Raw genomic sequence first — 25350 nt, forward strand, 5'->3', positions numbered from 1 at the left:
AAGCCGGCTCCCGGGTTCGTCAGGCCTCGGAAAGAGAGGCGATCAGATGTGGTAGGTCTTCAGCGGCGGGATGCCGTTGAACGCCACCGCCGAGTAGGTCGACGTATAGGCTCCGGTGCCTTCGATCAGCAGCTTGTCGCCGATCTCGAGCGTCACCGGAAGCGGATACGGGTTCTTCTCGTACAGCACGTCGGCGCTGTCGCAGGTTGGCCCAGCGAGCACGCACGGCGTCATGTCCGCGCCGTCATGCGGGGTGCGGATGGCGTAACGGATCGACTCGTCCATGGTCTCGGCGAGACCGCCGAACTTGCCGATGTCCAGATAGACCCAGCGCACCTCGTCCTCATCGCTCTTCTTCGAGATGAGCACGACCTCGGATTCGATGATGCCGGCGTTGCCCACCATGCCGCGGCCCGGCTCGATGATGGTCTCCGGAATCTGGTTGCCGAAGTGCTTGCGCAGCGCGCGGAAGATCGAGCGCCCGTAGGTCACCACCGGCGGCACGTCCTTCAGGTACTTGGTCGGGAAACCGCCGCCCATGTTGACCATGGTCAGGTTGATGCCGCGCTCGGCGCAGTCGCGGAACACCTGCGAGGCCATCGCCAACGCACGGTCCCACGCCTTCACCTTGCGCTGCTGCGACCCGACATGGAAGGAGATGCCGCACGGCTCCAAGCCCAGACGCTTGGCAACGTCGAGCACGTCGACGGCCATCTCCGGATCGCAGCCGAACTTGCGCGACAGCGGCCATTCGGCGCCAGCGCAGTCATAGAGGATGCGGCAGAACACCTTTGCGCCGGGAGCGGCACGGGCGACCTTCTCGACTTCCGCGGCGCAATCGACCGCGAACAGCCGAATGCCGAGCGCGAAGGCGCGCGCGATATCGCGCTCCTTCTTGATCGTGTTGCCGAAGGAGATGCGGTCGGGCGTCGCACCGGCGGCCAGCGCCATCTCGATCTCGGCGACCGTCGCGGTGTCGAAGCAGGAGCCCATGGAGGCGAGCAAAGCCAGCACTTCCGGCGCCGGGTTCGCCTTGACGGCATAGAACACGCGGCTGTCGGGCAGCGCCTTGGCAAAGGTCTGGTAATTGTCGCGCACGACTTCGAGGTCGACGACGAGGCACGGTTCGGTGTCGAGGCCCTCGCTGCGGCGGTTGCGCAGGAATTCCTGGATACGGTCAGTCATAGCACTCTCCCAAACGGCCCAGCGACGGGGATCCGTTCAAAAAATGACGTCGGATAAGAGCGCTCCGGCCAGATCACGCGATGGAGGCGCGACGAGCCAAAGACTCAGATCAGACAGTGCTGCCGTGGATTGGTTGGGAATGTTCCCGCCCGCACACCTGGCAATGAAGGACAAGCCTTTTCAGTAGCCCGCGCCGGCGTTGGACTGCCGGTAGAGACCAAAAAAGCCCGATCCGTCGTTGCTTTAAGTCGCGTCCCCCGTTGAGAGCGGGGTGCGCCGGTTCGCCTCCGGCTGCCAGTCACGGTTGCAAAGAGCAAAGTCACCTTCGACAAGGCATCCCTTTGAGAGAGATGCTGGACACTCCGGGTTTGCTTTCGTCTTCCGGCTATGAGCCTTCCGACTTCCACACTTCCGAAGAGCCCCTCGGCTTCTTCACCCCTTGGCGGCTGTCCGGCCTCTTGTCCGGATACCTACCGACTGACACACGACCACAGGCACGTGCGAAATTGGGCAATCCGCACATAAGTGTTTTGACTCTGCTTCGCAAGAGATTTTTTAGACTGCGAACAGAATTGCCTAACATCTGCTTGCGCAGTGTTGCGCGAGCGACCCGGAAGATGAACGCGCGTTAAGTTTTCAGCGCGCGTGTCTCTCGCGCGCGCGCTTCAGCCGCGCTTCGTGAACGGCTCGACGCGCTGAGCGGCGCGGATGAAGGCAGTCATCACGAGCACGCCGAGCGCGAACAGCGCGGCCTGAAGGATGTGCGTGCCCTGCTCGCCCAGCCCGAACAGGATCGCGAGCGCCCAGCCGCCGGCAAACGCCGCGCCGAACACCTCGGCGCCGATCAGGATGGCGGCGCTGATGACGGTGATGACGCTCGGCCAGACGATCCGACGAGAAGAGGAGGAAGTCGCGTTCATGAGCTCAGGGGTCCTAGGCTTGAAGGGCCGCAATCTCCCCGAAAAGGCAGCCGGGAGCAAGGGCAAATGGCCCAAAAAAGCCCCATCGCGTGCTATAGCTGGCCGCAACAATCGAGCCACAAATCGGGACTTGTAATGTCAGAACCCCGCCAAACTACGGACTCCGAGACCAACCCGCTGCTGAAGGCGTGGGTGACGCCATTTGCGACCCCGCCCTTCGACGAGATCAAGCCGGAGCACTTCCTGCCGGCCTTCGAGCAGGCCTTCGCGGACCACTCTGCCGAGATCGCCGCGATCACCAACGACCCGACCGCGGCCGACTTCGCCAACACCATCACGGCGCTGGAGCGCTCGGGCAAGCTGCTCAGCAAGGTCGCGTCAGTCTTTTACGACCTCGTCTCGGCGCATTCCAACCCGGCCATCCTGGAGATCGACAAGGAGGTTTCCTTGCGGATGGCGCGGCACTGGAATCCGATCATGATGAACGCCGTGCTGTTTGGCCGCATCGCCCAGCTGCACGAGAACCGCGCCAATCTCGGTCTGACACCGGAACAGCTCCGCCTGCTCGAGCGTACCTACACCCGCTTCCACCGCTCCGGCGCGGGCCTCTCCGAAGAGGCCAAGACGCGGATGGCGGAGATCAACGAGAGGCTCGCCCAGCTCGGCACCAGCTTCAGTCATCATCTGCTCGGCGACGAGCAGGAATGGTTCATGGAGCTCGGCGAAGCCGACCGCCAGGGCCTGCCGGAGAGTTTTGTCGCCAGCGCCAAGGCTGCGGCGGAAGAACGCGGCATGGCCGGCAAGGCCATCGTCACGCTGTCGCGCTCCTCGGTCGAACAGTTCCTGAAGAGCTCGGCCCGGCGTGACCTCCGCGAGAAGGTCTACAAGGCTTTCACCGCGCGCGGCGACAACGGCAATGCCAACGACAACAACGCGACCATCGTCGAGGTCCTGAAGCTGCGCGAAGAGAGCGCCAATCTCCTGGGCTACCCGACCTTCGCGGCCTACCGGCTCGAGGATTCCATGGCCAAGACGCCGGAAGCTGTGCGCGGCCTTCTGGAGCGGGTCTGGAAGCCCGCCCGGGCGCGGGCGCTCGCCGACCGCGACGACATGCAGACGCTGATCACGGAGGAGGGCGGCAATTTCAAGCTGGCCCCCTGGGACTGGCGCTTTTATGCCGAAAAGCTGCGCCTTCAGCGCGCCAATTTCGACGACGCCGCGATCAAACCGTATCTCGCGCTCGACCACATGATCGCCGCCGCCTTCGACTGCGCCACGCGCCTGTTCGGCGTCACCTTCGAAGAGCGCAAGGATGTGCCGGTCTGGCATCCCGACGTCCGGGTCTGGGAGATGAAGGGGCGGGACGGCAAGCACAAGGCGCTGTTCTATGGCGACTACTTCGCCAGGCCGTCGAAGCGCTCCGGCGCCTGGATGACCTCGCTGCGCGACCAGCAGAAGCTCGACGGCGAGGTCGCGCCGCTGATCCTCAACATCTGCAACTTCTCCAAGGGCGCGGATGGGGAACCCTCGCTGCTGTCGCCCGACGACGCCCGCACCCTGTTCCACGAGTTCGGCCACGGCCTGCACGGCATGCTTTCCAACGTGACCTATCCCTCGCTGTCGGGCACCTCCGTGTTCACCGACTTCGTCGAATTGCCCTCGCAGCTCTACGAGCATTGGCAGGAGCGGCCGGAGGTGCTGCAGCAGTTCGCGCGCCATTATCAGACCGGCGAGCCGCTGCCGGACGATCTGCTGCAACGGTTCCTGGCTGCGCGAAAATTCAACCAGGGTTTTGCCACCGTCGAGTTCGTCTCCTCGGCGCTGATCGATCTCGAATTCCACACCCAGCCGGCCTCCGCCGCGCAGGATGTCCGCGCCTTCGAGAGACGCGAGCTGGAGAAGATCGGCATGCCCGAGGAGATATCGCTGCGTCACCGTCCCACGCAATTCGGTCACATCTTCACCGGCGATCATTATGCGGCCGGCTATTACAGCTACATGTGGTCGGAGGTGATGGATGCCGACGCCTTCGGCGCGTTCGAGGAAGCCGGCGACATCTTCGATCCCGCCGTCGCAAAGCGCTTGCACGACGACATCTACTCGAGTGGCGGATCGGTCGATCCGGAAGCCGCCTATGAGGCGTTCCGCGGCCGGCCGCCGGAGCCCGACGCGCTCTTGCGCCGCCGCGGCCTGCTCGACACCCCGAAGGCGGCCTGATGGGCATGCGCGCCCTTCTCGGACTGCTGCTCGCCGTCGCTCTGTCGCTCGCGGCAGGCGCGGCGCGGGCGCATCCGCATGTCTGGATCACCGCGACCAGCGAGCTGCTTTACGCTCCCGACGGCACCATCACCGGCGTGCGCCATGCATGGACCTTCGACGACATGTTCTCCGCCTATGCGGTGCAGGGGCTCGAGAGCAAGACCAAGGGAACCTATTCGCGCGAGGAGCTCGGGCCGCTGGCGCAGACCAATGTCGAGTCGCTGAAGGAATATGCCTATTTCACCTTCGCGCGAGCCGACGGCAAGAAGGAGCGATTCCAGGAGCCGGTCGACTATTTCCTCGACTACAAGGATACGGTCCTGACCCTGCACTTCACGCTGCCGCTTAAGAACCCGGTCAAGCCCAGGCAATTGATGCTCGAAGTGTTCGACCGCTCCTTCTTCATCGACTTCCAGATGGCCAAGGACAACCCGGTCAAGCTGGTTGGCGCGCCCGCCGGCTGCCAGATGAAACTTGACCGGCCGAGCGACGGCACCGCGAGTGCCCAGAAGCTCAACGAGCAGACCTTCATGAACGGCGAGAATTCGAATTTCGGCATGATGTTCGCTAACAAGATCACGGTGGATTGTCCTTGAAGCCGAAACTCACGCCTCTCGGGCGCGGGCTCGCCGTCTGCGCGGGCGTTCTTCTCGTCGTTGCCGTTGCCGACGCGGCGCTCCACGATCTCCTCGCGCAAAATCCGTTCGGCGCGCCGCGTTCGCCACAAGCCGCCCAGCCCGAGGCCAGCGGCATCATCGGCTGGTTGCTGGCCAAGCAATCGGAATTCTATCGCCAGATGTCGGCGACGATCCGCGCCGCGAAGTCCGACGGCTCGGCGGTGTGGACGCTGCTCTTCATCTCGTTCGCCTATGGCATCTTCCACGCGGCCGGCCCCGGCCATGGCAAGGCGGTGATCGCCTCCTATCTCGTCGCCAATCGCGAGACCGCCCGGCGCGGCATCGTGCTGTCGTTTGCCTCCGCGCTGATGCAGTCGCTGGTGGCGATCCTGATCGTCGGTATCTCGGCCTGGGTGCTGAATGCGACCGCCAAGACCATGTGCAAGGCGGAAGGCGCGATCGAGATCGCCAGCTACGCCCTGATCGCGCTGTTCGGCCTGCGCCTGGTCTGGGTCAAGGGCCGCACTTTCATCCGTGCCCTCCAGGCGGTACAGCCGGTGCCGGCGATCGCGGGCGTGCCGCATGACCATCATGATCACGGTCAGCACCATCACGATACGCACGATCATCGTCCCCACGACCACGCGCACGCCCATCATCACCACCAGCATGATCACATCCATGACGAGCATTGCGGCCATTCCCACGGCCCGACGCCGAGCGAACTCGCCGGCCCCGGTGGCTGGGGACGCGGCTTTGCCGCGATCCTCACCGTCGGCATCCGTCCCTGTTCGGGCGCGATCCTGGTGCTGGTGTTCGCACTGGCCCAGGGCCTGTTCTGGGCCGGCATCGCCGCGACCTTGCTGATGGGGCTTGGCACCGCGATCACGGTCGCAGCCATCGCGGTGATTGCCGTCTCCGCAAAGGACATCGCCGCCCGCCTGAGCGCCGGACGCGACGGCAGCGGCGCACTGTTCATGCGCGGCATCGAATTCGCCGCCGCCGGCCTCGTGCTGCTGTTCGGCGCGGGCCTGTTGTTGGGTTACATCGCGGCCGAACGGACGACGTGTTTTTGAGCGGCAGGCGTTGTAGCCCGGATGGAGCGAAGCGCAATCCGGGACAGTGCCGCCGCGGAGGGGACCCCGGATTACGCTTCGCTCCATCCGGGCTACGGTTTCACGAACTCACACCGGCAAGAACTGCTTCAACGCGGGCATGAAGAAGATCCCGAGATTGATCGCAAAGCCGATGCTCCAGAGGATCGAGCGCAACGTCGGCCGGTTGCCGAGATAGGTCAGCACATAGGCGATCCGTACGATCAGGAACAGCACCGCGAGCTCGTCGATCAGGCGCTGCGGCGACTCCCTGTATTCGGCGAGTAGCACCGCGAAGGCGAAGAACGGAAAGGTCTCGATGCCGTTCTGGTGCGCGCCGAGCGCGCGCTGCGCGATGGCGTCTTCGAAGAAGACGGGGTCGCGCGGCCGCGAATTGTCGAAGCCGCGAAATCTGATCCATTTGATCGAGACGATCGTTAAGAGATAGAGCAGCAGTGCCCCGAAAACGCACCATTCCGCCAGCGTCATGGTTCTTCCCCCTGCGCACGGACCCTAGCGAAACCGGCCCAATCTTGACAAGTTCGGAACAACGCGCGACGCAACGGATCATGATGACAATCGCCCCCACCCAGACCGCGATGCCGGCCACGCAGCCCGCCCCCTCGCGCGTCGGCGTGCTCCTGGTCAATCTCGGCACGCCCGATACCGCCGACGCGCGCGGCGTGCGGGTCTATTTAAAGGAATTCCTCTCGGACGCCCGCGTCATCGAGAATCAGGGCTTGATCTGGAAGGTGGTGCTGAACGGCATCATCCTGCGCACCCGCCCCCGCGCCAAGGCGCGCGACTATCTCAAGATCTGGAACACCGAGAAGAACGAGTCGCCGCTCAAGACCATCACGCGCTCGCAGAGCGACAAGCTCGGAGCCATGCTGTCGGACCGCGACCAGGTCACGGTGGAGTGGGCGATGCGCTACGGCAATCCATCGATCAAGTCGGGCATCGATGCCCTGATTGCGAAGGGCTGCGATCGCATCCTTGCCGTACCCCTCTATCCGCAATATTCCGCCGCGACGTCGGCCACCGTCTGCGACGAGGTGTTTCGCGTGTTTGCGCGGCTGCGCGCGCAGCCGACGCTGCGGGTGACGCCGCCTTATTACGAGGACGAAGCCTATATCGAGGCGCTCGCCACCTCGATCGAGACGCATCTGGCGAGCCTGCCGTTCAAGCCGGAGCTGATCGTCGCCTCCTTCCACGGCATGCCGAAGGCCTATGTCGACAAGGGGGACCCGTATCAGAGCCAGTGCGTCGCGACCACCGAGGCGCTGCGGCGCCGGCTCGGCATGGACGAGACGAAACTGCTGCTGACCTTCCAGTCGCGCTTCGGATTCGACGAGTGGCTGCAGCCCTACACCGACAAGACCATGGAGCGTCTGGCGAAAGAGGGCGTGCGCCGCATCGCGGTGATCACGCCGGGGTTTTCCGCCGATTGCCTTGAGACGCTGGAGGAGATCGCGCAGGAGAATGCCGAGATCTTCGAGCACAATGGCGGCGAGCAGTTTTCCGCGATCCCCTGCCTCAACGACAGCGACCCCGGCATGAACGTGATCCGAACGCTGGTGCTTCGCGAGCTCCGGGGCTGGATATAGTGAGCCTGGATCCGAGGAGCGCCCCATGAACCGCCGCGAGGTTCTGGCGCTTCTTGGGGTGACCGCGGCGCTGCCGGCCTCGGTGCTGGCGCAAACGAATGCGACGCGCCGGCTCGGCGTGCTCTCGGTCACTGCGGCCGACGATGCGATCGGGCAGACCCGTAGCGCGGTCCTGGTCCAAGCGCTTGCCGGTCATGGCTGGAAGGAGCGCGACAACCTCAAGATCGATTGGCGCAACGGCGGCGGCGACCGCGCACGGATCGCGCAATTCGCCGATGAGCTGATCGCTCTCAAGCCCGACATCCTGCTCGCGGTCGGCACGCCCTCGGTGGAAGAGCTGCGCCGGCGCACGACGACGATCCCGATCGTTTTCGCCGTCGTCACCGATCCTGTCAGCCAGGGCTTTGTCCAGAATCTCGCTCATCCCGGCGGCAATGTCACCGGCTTCACCGATTACGACGGCCCGCTGGCCGGCAAATGGCTGGAGATGCTGACGCAGGTCACGCCAAGACCGTCCCGTGTGTTCGTGGTCTACAATCCCGCCACCGCGCCGTTCGCGCCCCTGATGCTGGGTACGATTGAGGACGCTGGCCGCGCGCTCGATGTGACGGTGGAGTCCGCGCCGGTGCATGACACGGCCTCGATCGTCGCCCTGGCTTCGCGGAAAGACGGCGGCCTGCTGGTGCTGCCGGACTTCTTCACCATGTCCAACCGTGCGCTTCTCCTGGCGGCCATCAACGAAGCGCGTGTGCCGGCAGTGTTCTGGAGCCGCACCTTCGTCGACGAGGGTGGCTTGATGTCCTACAGCACCGACAGCGCCGAGCAGCTCCGCCGCGCCGCCTCCTATATCGATCGCATTCTGAAGGGTGCGCGGGCGGCCGACTTGCCGGTCCAGAATCCGACCACGTTCGAGCTGGCGATCAACTTGAAGACGGCCAAGGCGATCGGCGTCACGCTTCCGCCAAGCCTGCTCGCAACCGCGAACGAGGTCATCGAGTAGGATTTGGCTGCGACCGCCGGCATGGACGGATTCGTTAACGTTGTCGCTAGGTCTGCGCCGGCACGCTTTCAAGAGCGCGTCGCAAATACATAATCGCGACCATTCCTTATCCCGGCGTCTTGTGTAGAATCCTGCCGATGCCGAAATCATCCACGACCGCTGAACACTGAATCCTTTACTGAACGCTTTACTGAACCCTTGGGGTCGTGATCCCGACCAATGACAGCGCGGAAAAGGGTCTTTTCCCGACAATCTTTCCCGCCTTGGAGGAAATATGAGCGGTTTCGACATTTTCGCGATTGTGCTGGTTTTGCTCGTCATCGTCACGTTGGTGGCCGGTGTGAAAACGGTGCCGCAGGGCTATGACTGGACCATCGAGCGGTTCGGCAAATACACCCAGACCCTGAGCCCCGGGCTCAATCTGATCGTGCCCTATTTCGATCGCGTCGGACGCAAGATCAACATGATGGAGCAGGTGATCGACATTCCCGAGCAGGAGGTGATCACCAAGGACAACGCCACCGTGACGGTCGACGGCGTCGCCTTCTTTCAGGTGTTCGACGCCGCCAAGGCGAGCTACGAAGTCTCCAACCTGACCCAGGCCGTCACCGTTCTGACCATGACCAACATCCGTTCGGTGATGGGCTCGATGGATCTCGATCAGGTGTTGTCGCACCGTGACGAAATCAACGAGCGCCTGCTGCGTGTGGTCGATGCCGCCGTCTCGCCCTGGGGCCTCAAGGTCAATCGTATCGAGATCAAGGACATCGTCCCGCCGGCAGACCTCGTCGAAGCCATGGGCCGACAGATGAAGGCCGAGCGCGTCAAGCGCGCCGACATCCTTCAGGCTGAAGGTGCACGCCAGTCCGAGATCCTGCGCGCCGAGGGTGCCAAGCAGGGCCAGATCCTCCAGGCGGAAGGTCGCCGCGAGGCCGCTTTCCGCGACGCCGAAGCACGCGAGCGGTCGGCGGAAGCCGAGGCCAAGGCGACGCAGATGGTCAGCGAAGCGATCTCCAAGGGCGACGTCGCGGCGCTGAACTATTTTATCGCCGACAAATATATCAAGGCGTTCGGGCAACTGGCCGAGTCGCCGAACCAGAAGGTCATCATGCTTCCGGTCGAAGCGATGAGCATGCTGGGCTCGCTCGCCGGCATCGGCGAGATCGCCAAGGCGACGTTCGGCGAGAGTGCGGCATCCGCCGCAGTCGCCGCTCGTCGCGGGCCGGTGCCGACGACCGGCAGCCCGCCGCCGGCGGTGCCGCCGCGGCAGGGGTAAGAAAGAGGTCGTGTCATGACCGACATGTTCGTATCGCTCGGCACCTGGAACTGGCTGATCTTCGGCTTCGTCCTGATGGCGCTGGAGGTGCTGGCGCCGGGAATCTTCCTGTTCTGGCTCGGGCTCGCCGCGTTGCTGGTCGGGCTGATCTCGTTCGGAGTAGCGATATCCTGGCAGATCCAGCTCGTGATGTTCGCGATCTTCGCTGCCGCCGCGGTGCCGGTGTGGCGCCGCCTCGCCCGTCCGAAGTCTGATGCGAGCGCGAGCCCATTCCTCAACAAGCGCGCGGATGCGCTGCTCGGCCGCGAGTTCACGCTGGAGAAGCCGATCGTCGACGGCAACGGCACCATGCGTATCGGCGACACGGTCTGGCGCGTCGCTGGTCCGGATACGCCGGCGGGCACGCGTGTGAAGGTGGTGCAGGTGGACGGTGCGAATCTGACGGTTGCGGCGGCGTAGACGAGCTTGCCGGGACGGCATCGCCAGACTTACGCGCCGCTCTTGCTGCGCCACCTCTCCGCAAACCGGTGCAGCGGCATGAACGTCTCGCACAATTCTCGCCCGAGCGCCGTCAGCCCGTAACCGCTGGCTTCGCCGAGTTCCACGAATCCGGCCTCGCGCAAATCGTCCAACCGCGCCTGCAGCACCGTCGGCGAGGCCTCGTCGCAGGCGGTTCGCAATGCACGCGAGGTGAGGGGGGCGTCGCGCAATTCCCACAGGATTCGCAGGCTCCAGCGTCGCCCCAGGATGTCGAGCAGCGCCATGATCGGTCGCCCGGAGCGCGAGCCACGGACGTTGCGCGATCTGGGGGAGGTCTGTTTCGCCATCGTGGCCCTCTTGCACACTGCTACAAATAATGTAGCGTGTTGCTACAATAAATGTAGCAAAGGAGACGGCCAATGTCCCAGGCCCCGCCGCGCATTGCCCCGCTCACCCCGCCTTATCCCCCGGAGATTCAGGCGCAGTTCGACCGCATCATGCGCGGTGCGCCGCCGCTGCTGCTGTTCCGGGTAATGGCGGGCCATACCCGCGCCTGGAACAAGTTTCGCGCCGGCGGCCTGCTCGATCCCGGCCCGCTGTCGTTGCGCCAGCGCGAGATCGTCATCGACCGCACCTGCGCGCTGAACAAATGCGAATATGAATGGGGCGTGCACGTCGCGATCTTTGCCGTGCCGGCGGGGCTCAGCGAGCCGGAGGTGCGGGCCACCGTGCAGGGCGATGCGACGTCGCCGTGCTGGTCCCCGGCCGAGCAGGCGCTGATCGCCGCCGTCGACGCGCTGCATCACCGTGCGACGTTTGACGACGCCGAGTTCGCCGCGCTGTCGGCGCATTACGACGAGGCGCAGATCCTGGAGATTATGCTGCTGTGCGGCTTCTACCGCACGGTCTCGTACCTGGCGAACGGGCTGAGATTGCCGCTGGAGGAGACGGCGGCGCGGTTTCCGGCGCCGCTCTAACCGCCGTCATTGCGAGCGTAGCGAAGCAATCCAGAATCTTTCCGCAGAGGCAGTCTGGATTGCTTCGCTGCGCTCGCAATGACGAAAGAGAAAGGGACGCGCTACGCCACGCCCGCCCGCAGCAGATCGTGCAGATGCACGATACCGACCACCTTGTCCGCCTCGGTCACGACCAGCGTCGTGATCTTGCGGGTGTTGAGCACCTCGATCATCTCGGTGGCGAGCATCGAGGGCGGCACTGTCTTCGGCTGCCTGGTCATGACGTCGTCGACCGACGCCGTCAGCAGGTCCGGTCGCATGTGGCGGCGCAGGTCACCGTCGGTGATGATGCCGACAGCCTCGGCCGCATCGTTGACGATGCAGACGCAGCCGAGGCCCTTGGCCGACATCTCCATCACCGCGTCCGACATCTTGGTGCCGAGCGGCTTGACGGGGATCTCCGCACCGGTGCGCATGTAGTCGCGGACGAATTTCAGCATCGCCCCTAGCTTGCCGCCGGGGTGGAAATGCGCGAACTCCAGCGCGGTGAAACCGCGGCCCTCGAGCAGCGCGATCGCGATGGCATCGCCGATCGCGACCTGCATCATCGTCGAGGTGGTCGGGGCCAGATTGTGCGGGCAGGCCTCGCGCGCCTTTGGCAGCTCGAGGACGATGTCGGCCGCTTGTCCCAGCGAGGACGCCGCGTTCGACGTCACCGCAATCATGGGGATGGCGAACCTTGCGGAATAGTTCACGAGGGTCTTCATCTCCGGCTGCTCGCCGGACCAGGACAGCGCCATGATGACGTCATCGGTGGTGATCATGCCGAGATCGCCATGGGCGGCTTCGGCGGTGTGGACGAAGAAGGCGGGCGTGCCGGTCGAGGCCAGCGTCGCCGCGATCTTACGGCCCATATGACCCGACTTGCCGAGCCCGGTGACGATGACGCGGCCCTTCGCGTTGCGGATCAGATCGACCGCCTGGGCGAAGCTCGCGCCAAGCGGGCCGCGCAGGGCGGCAGCGAGCGCGTTGATGCCGCCGCTCTCCGTTTCCAGCGTGCGGAGTGCGGATTCGACGCTGTCGGGAATGGGGCCGGATGATTGGGTCATCAGCGGTTTCGAACTCGGCATGTTCTGGTCCAGGGAGGAGGGGCGTTCGCCCGTTGGTGCCTGCTTAGCACGCCACGGTCTTGCATGCGACGAGGGCGGCCCGACCCTCAACCGGTCGTTAACCATAATTGTTTTAACTCCATTAACGATGGTTCCCGCCGATCGGTGGGGATAATCGCGAAAGTGTTTGATTTCGTTGGAGTTCTTCCATCGTGGGGTCGTCTCCAGGCTCGAGCCGGAGCAAACGCGCGCATTTCCTGCGCGCGGCTTTGCCGTGCTTTGCGCTGACGGTCCTTGGAAGCGCCCCCGTGGCGGCCCAGAGCCTCACCCCCGACCTGTTCAGTCCCAACCGCGGTGGCTTCGCCTCGCCCGACACGCTGCCGACGCGCCGCACCGCGGGCGTGCCGCAGGCGCCGTCGGATGCGCTGCCGGCGCTGCCCGATCCCAACTCCGATTTGCGCAAGCGCCAGCAGACGCCGGCGCGCCCCGGCCAAAACCCGACCAACCAGAACCCGACCGGCCAGGTCCCGACCTATGGCCTGCCTGCCGCCAGTGGTGCGAGCAGCTCCGGCTACGACTCGCTGAACCGAAAGCGGCTGCAGCCGAAGCTCTATCCGGGTCAGCCCAAGCCGAAGCGCCCTGCCGGTCCCGGCTCGCGGGCACCGACTACAACGCCGCCGCCATCCACGCTCGGCCCGCCGAAGATCGCGCCGCCGCCGTCCGCCTCCGCAAACAAAGCGCCGGTGCCGCCGGCGCTGGCCGGCAACGTGCCCGGCCAGCCGCTGCGCCGCCGCCTCAAGCTCGACGAGGATGCGTTCGGCGCGGTCGGCGACTATGCCGGCAGCTTCCTGATCAAGGGCGGGCTCGAGCTCTCCACCGGCTACGACACCAACCCGGCGCGCCTAAACAAGCCGGTCGGCTCGCCGGCCTATGTCGTCGCGCCCGATCTGCTCGTGGCGTCCGACTGGGAGCGCCACGCACTGGTCGCGGATCTGCGCGGCTCGTTCTCGGGCTACACCAACAACATGCCGGCGACGATCGACGGCTTTGCTTCGCCTTCGCCGGTCGAGGTTGACCGCCCCGACTTCACCGGCCATGTCGACGGCCGCATCGACGTCAATCGCGATCTCAAGCTGACCACGCAGCTGCGCCTGCGGCTCGCCACCGACAATCCCGGCAGCCCGAACGTGCAGGCCGGCCTGCAAAAATATCCTGTTTACGCCGCCTATGGCACGACCGTCGGCTTCGACCAGACCTTCAACCGCTTCCAGGTCGCGGCCGGGGCCACCGTGGACCGCACTGCCTACACCAACTCAAAGCTGACCGACGGATCGACCTTCAGCAACGACGATCGCGACTTCAACCAGTATGGCGGCGTCGGACGGTTCTCCTACGATCTAAAGCCGGGCCTGAAGCCGTTCGTCGAGATCCAGGGCGACACCCGCGTGCACGACCGGGCCGCCGACCGCAACGGCTATTTCCGCGATTCGAACGGCGGCTATGCCAAGGTCGGCACGTCCTTCGAGTTCTCGCGCATCCTCACCGGCGAGGTTTCGGTCGGCTATTCCGCGCGCAACTATGTCGATCCGCGCCTGAGCCAGCTCGCGGGCTTCCTCACCTCGGGCTCGCTGATCTGGAACGCAAGCGGCCTCACCACGGTGAAATTCGCCACCGACACGCAGATCGCCGAGACCACTATTCCCGGCTCCTCCGGCGTGCTGGTGCATACCTACGGGATCGAAGTCGATCACGACTTCCGCCGCTGGCTTACGGCAGTGGGCAAGTTCACCTACGGCACCTACGACTACCAGGGCCAGAATCGCAACGACAAGACCTACTCGTTCGAAAGCAATCTGATCTACAAGCTCAATCGCAACATCTGGATCAAGGGCACGCTGCGCCATGACATCCTGGATTCGAACCAGCCGGGGTCAAGCTCGCAGGGCACGGTGGTGATGGTCGGGGTGAGGTTGCAGAATTAGCGCGCATGGTCGTTGCGATTGGCGAAGCCGAGCCCGAGGTGTCGTCCTGGCGAAAGCCAGGACCCATTACCCTAGGGAGTAGTTTGGCGAAGACTCGTCGTTTGGTATTGCGACCGGCCAACGATCGAGGGATCACGCGGTATGGGTCCTGGCTTTCGCCAGGACGACAGCGGATTGTTTGTCTGCCTTAAGCCGCCGCGGCTCCCGCCAACTCAGCGCGGCAGATCCGTCTTTCCCATCAGGAACGTATCGATCGACCTTGCGCACAGCCGGCCCTCGCGGATGGCCCAGACCACCAGCGATTGTCCGCGGCGCATGTCGCCGGCGGTGAACACGTTCGGGCGCGAGGTTTGGTAGTCGAGCGTGTTGGCCTTGACGTTGCCGCGCGGATCGAGCTCGACCGAGAGCATCTTGAGCAGGCCTTCGTGCACGGGATGGACGAAGCCCATCGCGAGCAGGACGAGGTCGGCGTCGAGCTCGAACTCGGTGCCGGCGATCGCCTTGAACTTGTCGTCGACGCGCACGCAATGCAGCTTCTTGACCTTGCCGTTCTCGCCGGTGAACTTCTGCGTCAGCACGGCGAATTCACGGATCGCGCCTTCGGCCTGACTCGACGACGTCCGCATCTTGAGCGGCCAGTTCGGCCAGGTCAGGCCCTTGTTCTCGTGCTCCGGCGGTGCGGGCATGATCTCGAGCTGGGTCACGGAGAGCGCGCCCTGGCGCAGCGAGGTGCCGATGCAGTCGGATCCGGTGTCGCCGCCACCGATGACGACGACATGCTTGCCGCCGGCCAGGATCTCCTGGACGCCGTTCAACGGTTCCTCGGACACGCGGCGGTTCTGCTGCGGCAGGAAGTCCATGGCGTAGTGGATGCCGGCGAGGTCGCGGCCGGGGATCGGCAGGTCGCGCGGGGCTTCGGCGCCGCCGGTCAGCGCCACGGCGTCGTACTCGTTGAGCATCTCGCGCGGATCGACATTGCCGTCGGCGCCGACATGGCTGTTGTAGTGGAAGGTGACGCCTTCGCCTTCCATCTGCGTGACGCGGCGGTCGATGACGTTCTTCTCCATCTTGAAGTCGGGGATGCCGTAGCGGAGCAGGCCGCCGGCCTTGGCGAACTTCTCGAACAGATGCACGTCGTGGCCGGCGCGCGCGAGCTGCTGCGCGCAGGCCATGCCGGCCGGACCCGAGCCGATCACCGCGACCTTCTTACCGGTCTTCACGGCCGCCACTTCCGGCTTCAGCCAGCCATTGTCCCAGGCGCGGTCGACGATCGCGCATTCGATGGTCTTGATGGTGACGGGGTTGTCGTCGATGTTGAGCGTGCAGGAGGCTTCGCACGGCGCCGGACAGATGCGCCCCGTGAACTCCGGGAAATTGTTGGTCGAGTGCAGATTGCGCGAGGCTTCTTCCCAGTTGCCCTGATAGACGAGGTCGTTCCAGTCCGGGATCTGGTTGTTGACCGGGCAGCCCGGCGTGCCGGGCGAGACCGAGCCGGTGCCGTGGCAATAGGGAATGCCGCAATTCATGCAGCGCGCGGCCTGGTCGCGCGTTTCCTTCTCGGAGAGGGGAACGACGAACTCGTGGAAATGCTTCACGCGCTCGGCGACCGGGGTGTACTTGCGGTCATGCCGTTCGATTTCGAGAAAACCCGTGATCTTGCCCATTAAACCCGAAGTCCCTGCCGTCTAATCGTTTGTTGTTTCCTCACCGTCATTGCGAGGAGCTCTTGCGACGAAGCAATCCAGTCTGCTTCCGAGTAGAAAGTCTGGATTGCTTCGCTGCGCTCGCAATGACGGGCGCTGATGTCCTACGCCCCGATCGCGATTTTCGGCTCGGCGTCCGCGTTGGCGGCCATCTCGCGCAGCGCGCGCCGGTATTCGACCGGCATCACCTTGCGGAATTTGGGCAGCCAGTCCTTCCAGTTGGCCAGGATGTCGGCGGCACGCCTGGAGCCGGTCGCCTTGGCATGGCGCGTGATCAGGACGTGCAATCGCTCGACGTCGGAGGCGAGCAGGTCCTTGAACACGTCGACCCGGCCGTGCGCCTCGAGGTCACCGGAGTGGTGATAGGTGCCGGCGTTGATCAGCTCTTCCGACAGTACCGGCTCGAGCTCGACCATTGCCATGTTGCACAGCCTGTCGAAGTCGCCGGTCTCGTCCAGCACATAGGCGATGCCGCCGGACATGCCGGCCGCGAAGTTGCGCCCGGTCTTGCCGAGCACGACCACGATGCCGCCCGTCATGTATTCGCAGCAATGGTCGCCCGCGCCCTCGACCACCGCCACGGCGCCGGAATTGCGCACGGCAAAACGCTCGCCGGCGATGCCGCGGAAGTAGCACTCGCCTTGAATGGCGCCGTACATCACGGTGTTGCCGACGATGATGCTCTCTTCCGGCACGATGCCGCTGTTGGCCGGCGGCTTGACGATGATCTTGCCGCCCGAGAGGCCCTTGCCGACATAGTCGTTGGCTTCGCCCTCGAGCTCGAAGGTGACGCCTTGCGCCAGCCAGGCGCCGAAGGCCTGGCCCGCGGTGCCCTTGAGGCTGACATGGATGGTCTCATGCGGCAGGCCGGCATGGCCGTAGATCTTGGCGACCGCACCTGACAGCATCGCGCCCGCGGAGCGGTTGGTGCTGTTGATCTTGGCCTCGATCTTCACCGGCGCACCGCGGTCGAGCGCAGGCGTCGCCTGCTCGATCAGCGTGCGGTCGAGCACGGCTTCCAGATGATGGTTCTGGCGCTCGGAGTGATAGATCTTCTGACCCTTCTCTTCCTTCTGCTTGACGAAGAGCTTCGAGAAGTCGAGGCCCTTGGCCTTCCAGTGCGCGACCAGCTTGGTCTGGTCGAGCAGCTGCACCTGGCCGATCATCTCGTTGAAGCTGCGGAAGCCGAGCGAGGCCATGATCTCGCGGACCTCCTCGGCGACGAAGAAGAAGTAGTTGATCACATGCTCGGGCTGGCCGGTGAAGCGCTTGCGCAGGACGGGGTCCTGGGTCGCGACGCCGACCGGGCAGGTGTTGAGATGGCACTTGCGCATCATGATGCAGCCGGCCGCGATCAAGGGCGCGGTGGCGAAGCCGAACTCGTCGGCGCCGAGCAGCGCGCCGATCACGACGTCACGGCCGGTGCGGAAGCCGCCGTCGACCTGGACCACGATGCGGCTGCGCAGCCGCTCGCGCACCAGCGTCTGGTGGGTTTCGGCGAGGCCGATCTCCCACGGTGACCCCGCGTGCTTGATCGAGGTCAGCGGCGAAGCGCCGGTGCCGCCCTCGAAGCCCGCGATGGTGACATGGTCGGCGCGCGCCTTGGCGACGCCCGCGGCCACCGTGCCGACGCCGATCTCGGAGACGAGCTTGACCGAGACCGCGCCGTCCGGGTTGACGTTCTTGAGGTCGTAGATGAGCTGCGCCAGATCCTCGATCGAGTAGATGTCGTGGTGCGGCGGCGGCGAGATCAGGCCGACGCCCGGCGTCGAGTGCCGGACCTTTGCGATGGTCGCGTCCACCTTGTGGCCGGGCAACTGGCCGCCTTCGCCGGGCTTGGCGCCCTGCGCCATCTTGATCTGCATCATGTCGGAGTTGACGAGATACTCCGTGGTGACGCCGAAGCGGCCGGAGGCGACCTGCTTGATCGCCGAGCGCATGCTGTCGCCGTTCGGCATCGGCTTGAAGCGGTCGGCTTCCTCGCCGCCTTCGCCGGTGTTCGACTTGCCGCCGATCCGGTTCATGGCAATCGCGAGCGTGGTGTGCGCCTCGCGCGAGATCGAGCCGAAGCTCATCGCGCCGGTGGCGAAACGCTTTACGATGTCCTTGGCCGGCTCGACCTGGTCGAGCGGCACCGGCTTGCGCTTCTCCTCGTCCGCGTTCTTGATCCGGAACAGGCCGCGCAGCGTCAGGAGTCGCTCCGACTGCTCGTTGAGGATCTTGGCGAAAGCGCGGTAGCGCTCCAGTGAATTGCCGCGCGCGGCGTGCTGAAGCAGCCCCACCGACTCGGCGGTCCATGCATGGTCTTCGCCGCGGCTGCGATAGGCGTATTCGCCGCCGACATCGAGCGAGGTCTTGTAAACGAGAGCCTCGCCGAACGCGTCGGCATGACGGCGCACCGCCTCTTCGGCGATCTCGCCAAGACCGACCCCCTCGACGCGGGTATGCGTGCCGGCGAAGAATTTTCCGACGAATTCCGCCTTGAGGCCGATGGCGTCGAAGATCTGCGCGCCGCAATAGGACTGGTAGGTCGAGATGCCCATCTTGGACATCACCTTGAGCAGGCCCTTTCCGATCGACTTGATGTAGCGCTTGACGATCTCGTAGTCGTCGAGCGAGCCGGGCAGGCGGTCCTTCATCGCGATGATGGTTTCGAACGCCAGATACGGATTGATCGCTTCCGCGCCGTAGCCGGCCAGGCATGCGAAGTGATGCACTTCGCGCGGCTCGCCGGACTCGACGACGAGGCCGACCGAGGTGCGCAATCCCGTACGGATCAAATGATGATGCACGGCGGCGCACGCCAGCAGCGACGGGATCGGAACCCGGTCGGTGCCGACCATGCGGTCGGACAGGATGATGATATTGACGCCCTCGCGCACCGCGCTCTCGGCGCGCGCGCAGAGCTCGTCCAGCACCTGGTCCATGCCGGCCGCGCCGAGGCCAGCGTGGAAGGTGGTGTCCAGCGTGCGCGACTTGAAGTGCGACTCGGCGACCTCGGAGATCGAGCGGATCTTTTCGAGGTCCGCGTCGGTCAGAATCGGCTGGCGCGCTTCGAGGCGCTTGGTGGTGGCAAGGCCTTGCAGGTCGAACAGGTTCGGCCGCGGTCCGATGATGGAGACGAGGCTCATCACCAGCTCCTCGCGGATCGGGTCGATCGGCGGGTTGGTGACCTGTGCGAAGTTCTGCTTGAAGTAGGTGAACAGCGGCTTGGCCTTGGCCGACAGCGCCGAGATCGGCGTGTCGTTGCCCATCGAGCCTGCGGCTTCCTCACCGGTGGAGGCCATCGGCGTCATCAGGATGGTGATGTCTTCCTGGCTGTAGCCGAACGCCTGCTGGCGATCGAGCAGCGACAGGTTGGAGCGCACGCCGGTGGTCGGCACCTTCGGCAGCTCTTCCAGCACGATCTGGGTCCGCTCCAGCCACTCGGTGTAGGGATGGCTCCTGGCGAGCTCGGCCTTGATCTCGTCGTCGGGGATGAGGCGGCCCTGCTCAAGGTCGACTAGCAGCATCTTGCCGGGCTGCAAGCGCCACTTGGTGATGATCTGGTCCTCGGGAATTGTCAGCACGCCCATCTCGGACGCCATCACGATCCGGTCGTCCTTGGTGACGAGATAGCGCGCGGGACGAAGGCCGTTGCGGTCGAGCGTGGCACCGATCTGGCGGCCGTCGGTGAAGGCGATCGCGGCGGGGCCGTCCCACGGCTCCATCAGGGCTGCATGATATTCGTAGAAGGCGCGGCGCTTCTCATCCATCAAGGGATTGCCGGCCCACGCCTCTGGAATCATCATCATGACGGCGTGCGGCAGCGAGTAGCCGCCCTGCACCAGGAATTCGAGCGCGTTGTCGAAGCAGGCGGTGTCCGACTGGCCTTCGTAGGAGATCGGCCAGAGCCGGTTGATGTCCTTGCCGTACAGCTCGGAGCTCACCGAGGCCTGGCGCGCCGCCATCCAGTTGACGTTGCCGCGCAGCGTGTTGATCTCGCCGTTATGCGCGATCATGCGGTAGGGATGCGCCAGCGACCACGCCGGGAAGGTGTTGGTCGAGAAACGCTGGTGAACGAGCGCCAGCGCGCTCTCGAAATCCGCCTCGTGCAAATCCGGATAGTACTTGCCGAGCTGATCGGCGAGGAACATGCCCTTGTAGATCACGGTGCGGCAGGACATCGAGCACGGATAATAGCCGGCGAGGCCGCGGTCGCGGCGCTGATAGATCGCTTGCGAGATCGACTTGCGCAGGATGTAGAGCCGGCGCTCGAAATCGTCCTCGGTCTTGGCGGTGCCGTTGCGGCCGATGAACACCTGCATGCAGGCGGGCTCGGTCGGCTTCACGGTGACGCCGAGCGAGGAATTGTCGGTCGGCACGTCGCGCCAGCCGAGCAGGGTCAGGCCCTCTTCCTTGATCTGATCGGCGATGATGCTCTTGATGACGTTGCGCCAGGCGGTGTCGCGCGGCATGAACAGCGCGCCGATGGCGTATTCGCCGGGATTGGGCAGCGCGAAGCCGAGCTCCCTCGCCTTGCGGCTGAAGAAAGCATGCGGGATCTGCACCAGAATGCCGGCGCCGTCACCGGCGCGCGGGTCGGCGCCGACGGCGCCGCGGTGCTCGAGGTTGCAGAGGATGCTGAGTGCGTCCGCGACGATCTCGTGGGACTTCTGGCCCTTGATGTTGGCGATGAAGCCGACGCCGCAGGAATCCTTCTCCAGGCTCGGATCATAAAGACCTACGGCCGGGGGGCGTGAATTGTGTTCCTGAATCGGATCGGTCGTTTTCGAGGCGACCGTCGCCGACAGTTGCTCTGCCACGATGTTTCCGCGCTCGACTTGCGACCCGTTCATGTCCTCGTCCTCTCCATGCGGCAAGCTGCCTCACCGCCACCTTCGGCGCACCTTGGGCGTCCCGCGGCACCCGCTTCTGGGTCACCGCTCGTCCGCTCGCGAGCCGCATTTTCTTAAATTCAGGCCAAGGCGTTCTTCGTCCCCGAGAACGGCTTTGCCTGTTGCCTTCTTGGCGCTCGAAAGCACCGATTTTCGTTGCAATCCCTATGCCGGAACCGCAAGCAAAATTGAGACAGTCTTCCTGTCCTAATCATCACCTTGCCAAATTTTTGTCTATCACACAAGCGCGCGCAAGTCCCGATTCCCCATATCTCGATCAATCGCTTTCCAGAAGTTGCGCGGCCCCGGTTTTGAAGCAAACGCGCCCTGATCCGGCCCCGCCGACGCCGGAATCCCCAATGAAGCTTCGGATCAACCCTTTGGAAGGCGCGCCACGCCGCAAGAAGCGAAAGAGCGCGATCCATCCGGGGGCCTGACAGGAGCGTCTCGACCATGAAGTTTTTCACAGGATGTGTGGCCGCCGCAACGCTGGCGCTGGCCGCGACCACGGCTCAAGCGCAGGTTCCAGCGCGAGGGGCGATGATCGCGGTCTCGGATTTCGACGGGCCGTATGCGTCGCCGGAGGCCGCGCCGCCCCCGCCGCCGCGCTATGGCTATGGCTACGAAGAACGCGGGCCGGCCCCGGTGCTGCTGCCATCGACCGAGGTCTACGCGGTGCTGCGCGAAAATGGCTTTTCTCCGCTGGGCATCCCGCGCCTGCGCGGCAGCGTCTACACCATCGCGGTGATCGACCGGCGCGGCGACGACGGCCGGCTCGTGATCGATGCCCGCGACGGAACAATCTTGCGCTTCATGCCTGCCAGGGACGCCTACGGCATGGCGCCGGGCTACGAGCAGCCTGCGGTTGCGCCTTACCGCCCGCAAAGCGCGCTGCCGCCACCGACCTTGGTCCGCAGCGGTCCGCCCCGCCCACCGGCCCCGATCCCGCATGTCGCCAGCCGCATCGTGCCGCTACCGAAGGCCGCCCCGCCGCGCGAGGCGCCGGTCGCCGCGGCGAAGCCGGCCGAGCCTGCGACGGCGCAGGCAGCGCAGGCTCAACCTGCCACGCAGACCGTGGCAGTCGTGCCGGCAAAGCCCGCCGAGGCCGCGCCGCAGGTCATTGCTCCAACCGTCGGTCTGGCCAAACCTGCTCTAACGATCCTGCCGACACAGGACATGCCGGCAGCGCAGGGGCTGGACTAAACGTGGGCGTTTGATGCAATGGCCCGCATCACACCAACGGTGTCGTCCTGGCGAAAGCCAGGACCCATACCGCGAGGTCTGTCGATTGTGCGTGGTGTAAGTACCGGATGACTAATCTTCGCCAAACATCCCCTTGGGGTAATGGGTCCTGGCCTTCGCCAGGACGACGTTGGGAGAGAGTGGGCAGAACAAGAGGCGCCTGAGAACTCAGGCGCCTCTTTGCATTGACGTCGTTGCGCCGCTCAACTGCGGCCATACCCCGCCGCTTCCAGGATCAAATTCGCCACCTCCTTCGGGTGCGACACCAGCGAGAGGTGGCCGGCGTCGAGCTCGATCGTGGTGGCGTTCATGCGCTTGGCGAGGAAGCGTTCGAGATCGGGATTGATGGTGTAGTCGTTCTTCGACACAGCGTACCAGCTCGGCTTGGAGTGCCATGCCGCCTCGGTGGTGCGACCGGCGAAGATCGAGGCTGCGGTCGGCCATTGCACGGCGTAGAGCTCCTTGGCCTGCTCCGGCTTCACGCCATTGGCGAAGTACTTCAGAAAGGCGTCTTCCGAGAGTTTTGTGTAGCCGTCGCGCTCGACGATGCCGGCCCGCACGGAGCCGGTCGGGAATTGCTTCGACAGCGCGACGAAATCCTCGTTGGCATCGGGCGCACGTGCGGCGACATAGACGAGGCCGGTGACCTTCGGGTCGGTGCCGACCTGGCTGATCACGGTGCCGCCCCAGGAATGCGCGACCAGCACGGTCGGACCATCCTGTTCGGCCAGCACGCGCTTGGTTGCTTCGACGGAGTCCGCAAGCGACGACAGCGGATTTTGCACGGCAGTTACGTTGAGCCCTGCGGCCTGGAGGATCGGGATCACTTCCGACCAGCTCGAGCCGTCGGCCCAGGCGCCGTGCACCAGCACGACGTTCTTGGCCTTTACGGTCTGCGGTGTCTGCGCATGAGCGAGGCTGAGAGGGGCCGCCAGCAGGCTCGCGGCGACGAAAAAGCTGCGCCAGAAAGTCATGATCGTTCTCCGTCTTGTTTTTGGTTCGATAGCCAAAGGACGACGCGCGGGGCGACGGCGTTACGCCAATTCACCGCTCTGTGATGCGGCGGAACACTCCAGCAACGCAGTCCAACAATCGCTGACGTCCTGGCAAAGGCCGAGACCATCATCGCAGGGAAGGTATGGCGGATCCCTCGTTCGGTATTCCCTCCGCGCACGATTCTCGGTCTCGCGGTAGGATTTTTCTGGTTTCGCGGGGACGAGGAGAGCCGAACAAAACAAAAAAAACGCCCCGGGGCACCGGGGCGTTTTCGCAACCTGGAAGTGACGTCCGTGATTTACGCGGCTACCGAGTTCTCGATCACCTGCGCGCCTTGCGCACCGGTGTTGATCGCGATCTGGCGCGGCTTCTTAGCTTCGGGAATCTCACGGACGAGGTCGACGTGAAGCAGCCCGTTCTCGAGCGAGGCGTTCTTCACTTGCACGAAGTCGGCAAGCTGGAAGGCGCGCTCGAAGGCACGCGCGGCGATGCCGCGGTACAGCACTTCGGCTTTCGAGTTCTCGTTGGCGACTTTCTCGCCTTTGATCGTCAGCGTGTTTTCCTTCGCGACGATGGAGAGCTCATCCTTGGCAAAGCCCGAGACCGCGACGGTGATGCGGTAGTCGTTCTCGCCGGTGCGCTCGATGTTGTAGGGCGGATAACCGGGGCTGCCGTCCGAACCGGCCTGGTCGAGCAGGTTGAAGAGGCGGTCGAAGCCGACGGTGGAACGGTAGAAGGGGGTCAGGTCGTAGGTACGCATGGTCAAGTCCTCCGTTGAGCGACTGTTTGAGTAACCCGCCCGCCAATCGGGCCGGGCTTTCGTCTGTGTGCAGCCTGATGTTCCGGTTCCGAAACACTGGTAGCGGCCTGCACCAAGGTGATATGGGTTGAGGAGAACGGCGTTCAAGAGGGCGGATACTTAGCCTTTTCGGCGCTCCCGCCCCCTGATTTGCAGCACTTCGTGCCCAAGCCTTCCCCATCATGACGCTGGTCTCGATACCATCCAATCCCGTTCCCGAAGACGTCGTCAGCGGCACCATCAAAACCCCTGATGGCGTCGAGCTGCGCTTTGCGCGCTGGGCGCCGCCGGCGAACCGCAAGGGCACCGTCTGCGTCTTCACCGGACGCAGTGAGCAGATCGAAAAGTATTTCGAGACCGTGCGCGATTTGCGCGACCGCGGCTTTGCGGTGGCGATGATCGACTGGCGCGGGCAGGGCCACTCCTCGCGCCGCCTGCGCGATCCGCGCAAGGGCTATGTTCGCGACTTCGCCGATTTCGAGATCGACGTCGAGACCTTCGTGCAGCAGGTGGTGCTGCCGGATTGCCCGCCGCCTTTCTTCGCGCTCGCCCACTCCATGGGCGGCACGGTGATGCTGCGGGTTGCGCATGCGGGCAAGCGCTGGTTCGACCGTATGGTGCTGTCTGCCCCGATGATCGACCTGCCCGGCCGCGCCACCTCGTTTCCGGCGCGGGCTCTGCTGAAGACGATGCGGGTGTTAGGGATGGGCGGCCGCTATGTCCCCGGCGGCAGCGACCAGATCACCGGGCTCAATCCCTTCATTAACAATCCGCTGACCAGCGATCCCGTGCGCTATGCGCGCAATGCCGCGATCCTGGAGGAGGATCCGACCCTCGGGCTCGCGTCACCGACGATCGCCTGGGCCGATACCGCCTTCCGCGCGATGCACACTTTCAGGGGCAAAAACTACCCGTCCGAGATCCGTCAGCCGATCCTGATGCTGGCGGCCTCCAGCGACACCGTGGTCTCGATCGCGGCGATCGAGGAGTTCGCCTATCATTTACGCGCCGGCTCCCATCTCGTGATCGCCGGCGCCAAGCACGAGATTCTCCAGGAGCAGGACCGCTACCGTTCCCAATTCTGGGCAGCCTTCGACGCCTTCGTGCCGGGCACGCCGCTGTTCAAGTGAGGGGGAGCGATGCTTCCCTGCGACCACACGCCGTCATGCCCGGGCTTGTCCCGGGCATCCACGTTCTTCGCGCCGTGACGAAGATCGCGGATGGCCGGGACAAGCCCGGCCATGACGA

Annotated in this window: 20 protein-coding genes; 11 read left to right on the forward strand and 9 right to left on the reverse strand. The window is 64.7% G+C overall.

Going from position 1 to position 25350, the window contains the following annotated elements; genetic code table 11:
- Window positions 1–42: 42 nt before the first annotated feature.
- Both AC0L3P_RS27550 and AC0L3P_RS27555 read right to left on the reverse strand, forming a co-directional pair.
- Window positions 43–1185 (reverse strand): type III PLP-dependent enzyme, encoded by a 1143-nt coding sequence (locus tag AC0L3P_RS27550; RefSeq protein ID WP_018453321.1) that lies wholly within the window; start codon window positions 1183–1185, stop codon window positions 43–45.
- Between the two features lie 665 nt (window positions 1186–1850).
- Complete coding sequence (locus tag AC0L3P_RS27555; RefSeq protein WP_007597166.1) at window positions 1851–2105, reverse strand: hypothetical protein; 255 nt, start codon at window positions 2103–2105, stop codon at window positions 1851–1853.
- A gap of 135 nt (window positions 2106–2240) precedes the next feature.
- Here AC0L3P_RS27555 and AC0L3P_RS27560 point away from each other — a divergent pair, with 135 nt between their 5' ends.
- The 3 genes from AC0L3P_RS27560 to AC0L3P_RS27570 are packed head-to-tail and all read left to right on the forward strand — an operon-like array spanning window position 2241 to window position 6057.
- Window positions 2241–4322 (forward strand): M3 family metallopeptidase, encoded by a 2082-nt coding sequence (locus tag AC0L3P_RS27560; protein WP_354208327.1) that lies wholly within the window; start codon window positions 2241–2243, stop codon window positions 4320–4322.
- Window positions 4322–4960: a DUF1007 family protein gene (locus AC0L3P_RS27565; protein ID WP_354208326.1), complete on the forward strand. Its 639-nt coding sequence runs from the start codon at window positions 4322–4324 to the stop codon at window positions 4958–4960. Before AC0L3P_RS27560 ends, AC0L3P_RS27565 begins: the two co-directional genes overlap by 1 nt.
- Window positions 4957–6057 carry a nickel/cobalt transporter gene (locus tag AC0L3P_RS27570; RefSeq protein ID WP_473306780.1) on the forward strand — a complete coding sequence of 367 codons (1101 nt, stop codon included), beginning with the start codon at window positions 4957–4959 and terminating at the stop codon, window positions 6055–6057. The genes AC0L3P_RS27565 and AC0L3P_RS27570 overlap by 4 nt, the downstream gene beginning before the upstream one ends.
- Window positions 6058–6165: 108 nt before the next feature.
- On the opposite strand, the gene AC0L3P_RS27575 is transcribed toward AC0L3P_RS27570, so the two are convergent.
- On the reverse strand, window positions 6166–6564 hold the full coding sequence (locus AC0L3P_RS27575; protein ID WP_354061277.1) for an MAPEG family protein: 399 nt from the start codon (window positions 6562–6564) through the stop codon (window positions 6166–6168).
- A gap of 80 nt (window positions 6565–6644) precedes the next feature.
- Here AC0L3P_RS27575 and hemH point away from each other — a divergent pair, with 80 nt between their 5' ends.
- The 4 genes from hemH (at window position 6645) to AC0L3P_RS27595 (ending at window position 10417) form a co-directional block, all read left to right on the forward strand.
- Window positions 6645–7682: a ferrochelatase gene (gene hemH / locus AC0L3P_RS27580; RefSeq protein ID WP_473306784.1), complete on the forward strand. Its 1038-nt coding sequence runs from the start codon at window positions 6645–6647 to the stop codon at window positions 7680–7682.
- A 25-nt stretch (window positions 7683–7707) separates the two neighbouring features.
- Window positions 7708–8682, forward strand: coding sequence for an ABC transporter substrate-binding protein (locus AC0L3P_RS27585; RefSeq protein ID WP_354208323.1), 975 nt, complete (start codon window positions 7708–7710; stop codon window positions 8680–8682).
- A gap of 274 nt (window positions 8683–8956) precedes the next feature.
- Window positions 8957–9958, forward strand: a complete 1002-nt coding sequence (locus AC0L3P_RS27590; RefSeq protein WP_275171001.1) for an SPFH domain-containing protein — start codon at window positions 8957–8959, stop codon at window positions 9956–9958.
- 15 nt (window positions 9959–9973) lie between these two features.
- Window positions 9974–10417, forward strand: coding sequence for an NfeD family protein (locus AC0L3P_RS27595; protein ID WP_354061285.1), 444 nt, complete (start codon window positions 9974–9976; stop codon window positions 10415–10417).
- A 29-nt stretch (window positions 10418–10446) separates the two neighbouring features.
- On the opposite strand, the gene AC0L3P_RS27600 is transcribed toward AC0L3P_RS27595, so the two are convergent.
- Entirely contained in the window at window positions 10447–10785 is a 339-nt protein-coding gene (locus AC0L3P_RS27600) for a winged helix-turn-helix transcriptional regulator (protein WP_354061287.1), read from the reverse strand.
- Between the two features lie 72 nt (window positions 10786–10857).
- Between AC0L3P_RS27600 and AC0L3P_RS27605 the strand changes: the two genes are divergently transcribed.
- Window positions 10858–11415, forward strand: coding sequence for a carboxymuconolactone decarboxylase family protein (locus tag AC0L3P_RS27605; RefSeq protein WP_275171004.1), 558 nt, complete (start codon window positions 10858–10860; stop codon window positions 11413–11415).
- A gap of 101 nt (window positions 11416–11516) precedes the next feature.
- Here AC0L3P_RS27605 and AC0L3P_RS27610 read toward each other — a convergent pair whose 3' ends face one another.
- Window positions 11517–12524 carry a KpsF/GutQ family sugar-phosphate isomerase gene (locus AC0L3P_RS27610; protein ID WP_275171005.1) on the reverse strand — a complete coding sequence of 336 codons (1008 nt, stop codon included), beginning with the start codon at window positions 12522–12524 and terminating at the stop codon, window positions 11517–11519.
- 191 nt (window positions 12525–12715) lie between these two features.
- On the opposite strand from AC0L3P_RS27610, the gene AC0L3P_RS27615 reads away from it, so the two are divergent.
- Complete coding sequence (locus AC0L3P_RS27615; RefSeq protein ID WP_473306790.1) at window positions 12716–14485, forward strand: outer membrane beta-barrel protein; 1770 nt, start codon at window positions 12716–12718, stop codon at window positions 14483–14485.
- A 212-nt stretch (window positions 14486–14697) separates the two neighbouring features.
- On the opposite strand, the gene AC0L3P_RS27620 is transcribed toward AC0L3P_RS27615, so the two are convergent.
- Window positions 14698–16149 (reverse strand): glutamate synthase subunit beta, encoded by a 1452-nt coding sequence (locus AC0L3P_RS27620; protein WP_473306792.1) that lies wholly within the window; start codon window positions 16147–16149, stop codon window positions 14698–14700.
- Between the two features lie 143 nt (window positions 16150–16292).
- Entirely contained in the window at window positions 16293–21026 is a 4734-nt protein-coding gene (gltB, locus tag AC0L3P_RS27625) for a glutamate synthase large subunit (RefSeq protein WP_473306794.1), read from the reverse strand.
- Window positions 21027–21518: 492 nt separating this feature from the next.
- Here gltB and AC0L3P_RS27630 point away from each other — a divergent pair, with 492 nt between their 5' ends.
- Window positions 21519–22268 (forward strand): hypothetical protein, encoded by a 750-nt coding sequence (locus AC0L3P_RS27630; protein ID WP_473306797.1) that lies wholly within the window; start codon window positions 21519–21521, stop codon window positions 22266–22268.
- A gap of 242 nt (window positions 22269–22510) precedes the next feature.
- On the opposite strand, the gene AC0L3P_RS27635 is transcribed toward AC0L3P_RS27630, so the two are convergent.
- The gene (locus tag AC0L3P_RS27635) at window positions 22511–23281 is read right to left on the reverse strand and encodes an alpha/beta fold hydrolase (RefSeq protein WP_473306800.1); all 771 of its coding nucleotides are present in this window, start codon (window positions 23279–23281) and stop codon (window positions 22511–22513) included.
- A gap of 320 nt (window positions 23282–23601) precedes the next feature.
- Entirely contained in the window at window positions 23602–24063 is a 462-nt protein-coding gene (locus AC0L3P_RS27640) for an Hsp20 family protein (protein WP_007597127.1), read from the reverse strand.
- Between the two features lie 221 nt (window positions 24064–24284).
- On the opposite strand from AC0L3P_RS27640, the gene AC0L3P_RS27645 reads away from it, so the two are divergent.
- The gene (locus tag AC0L3P_RS27645) at window positions 24285–25232 is read left to right on the forward strand and encodes an alpha/beta fold hydrolase (protein ID WP_007615136.1); all 948 of its coding nucleotides are present in this window, start codon (window positions 24285–24287) and stop codon (window positions 25230–25232) included.
- Window positions 25233–25350 lie beyond the last annotated feature (118 nt).

This window comes from Bradyrhizobium sp. WSM4874 (genome assembly GCF_055811835.1).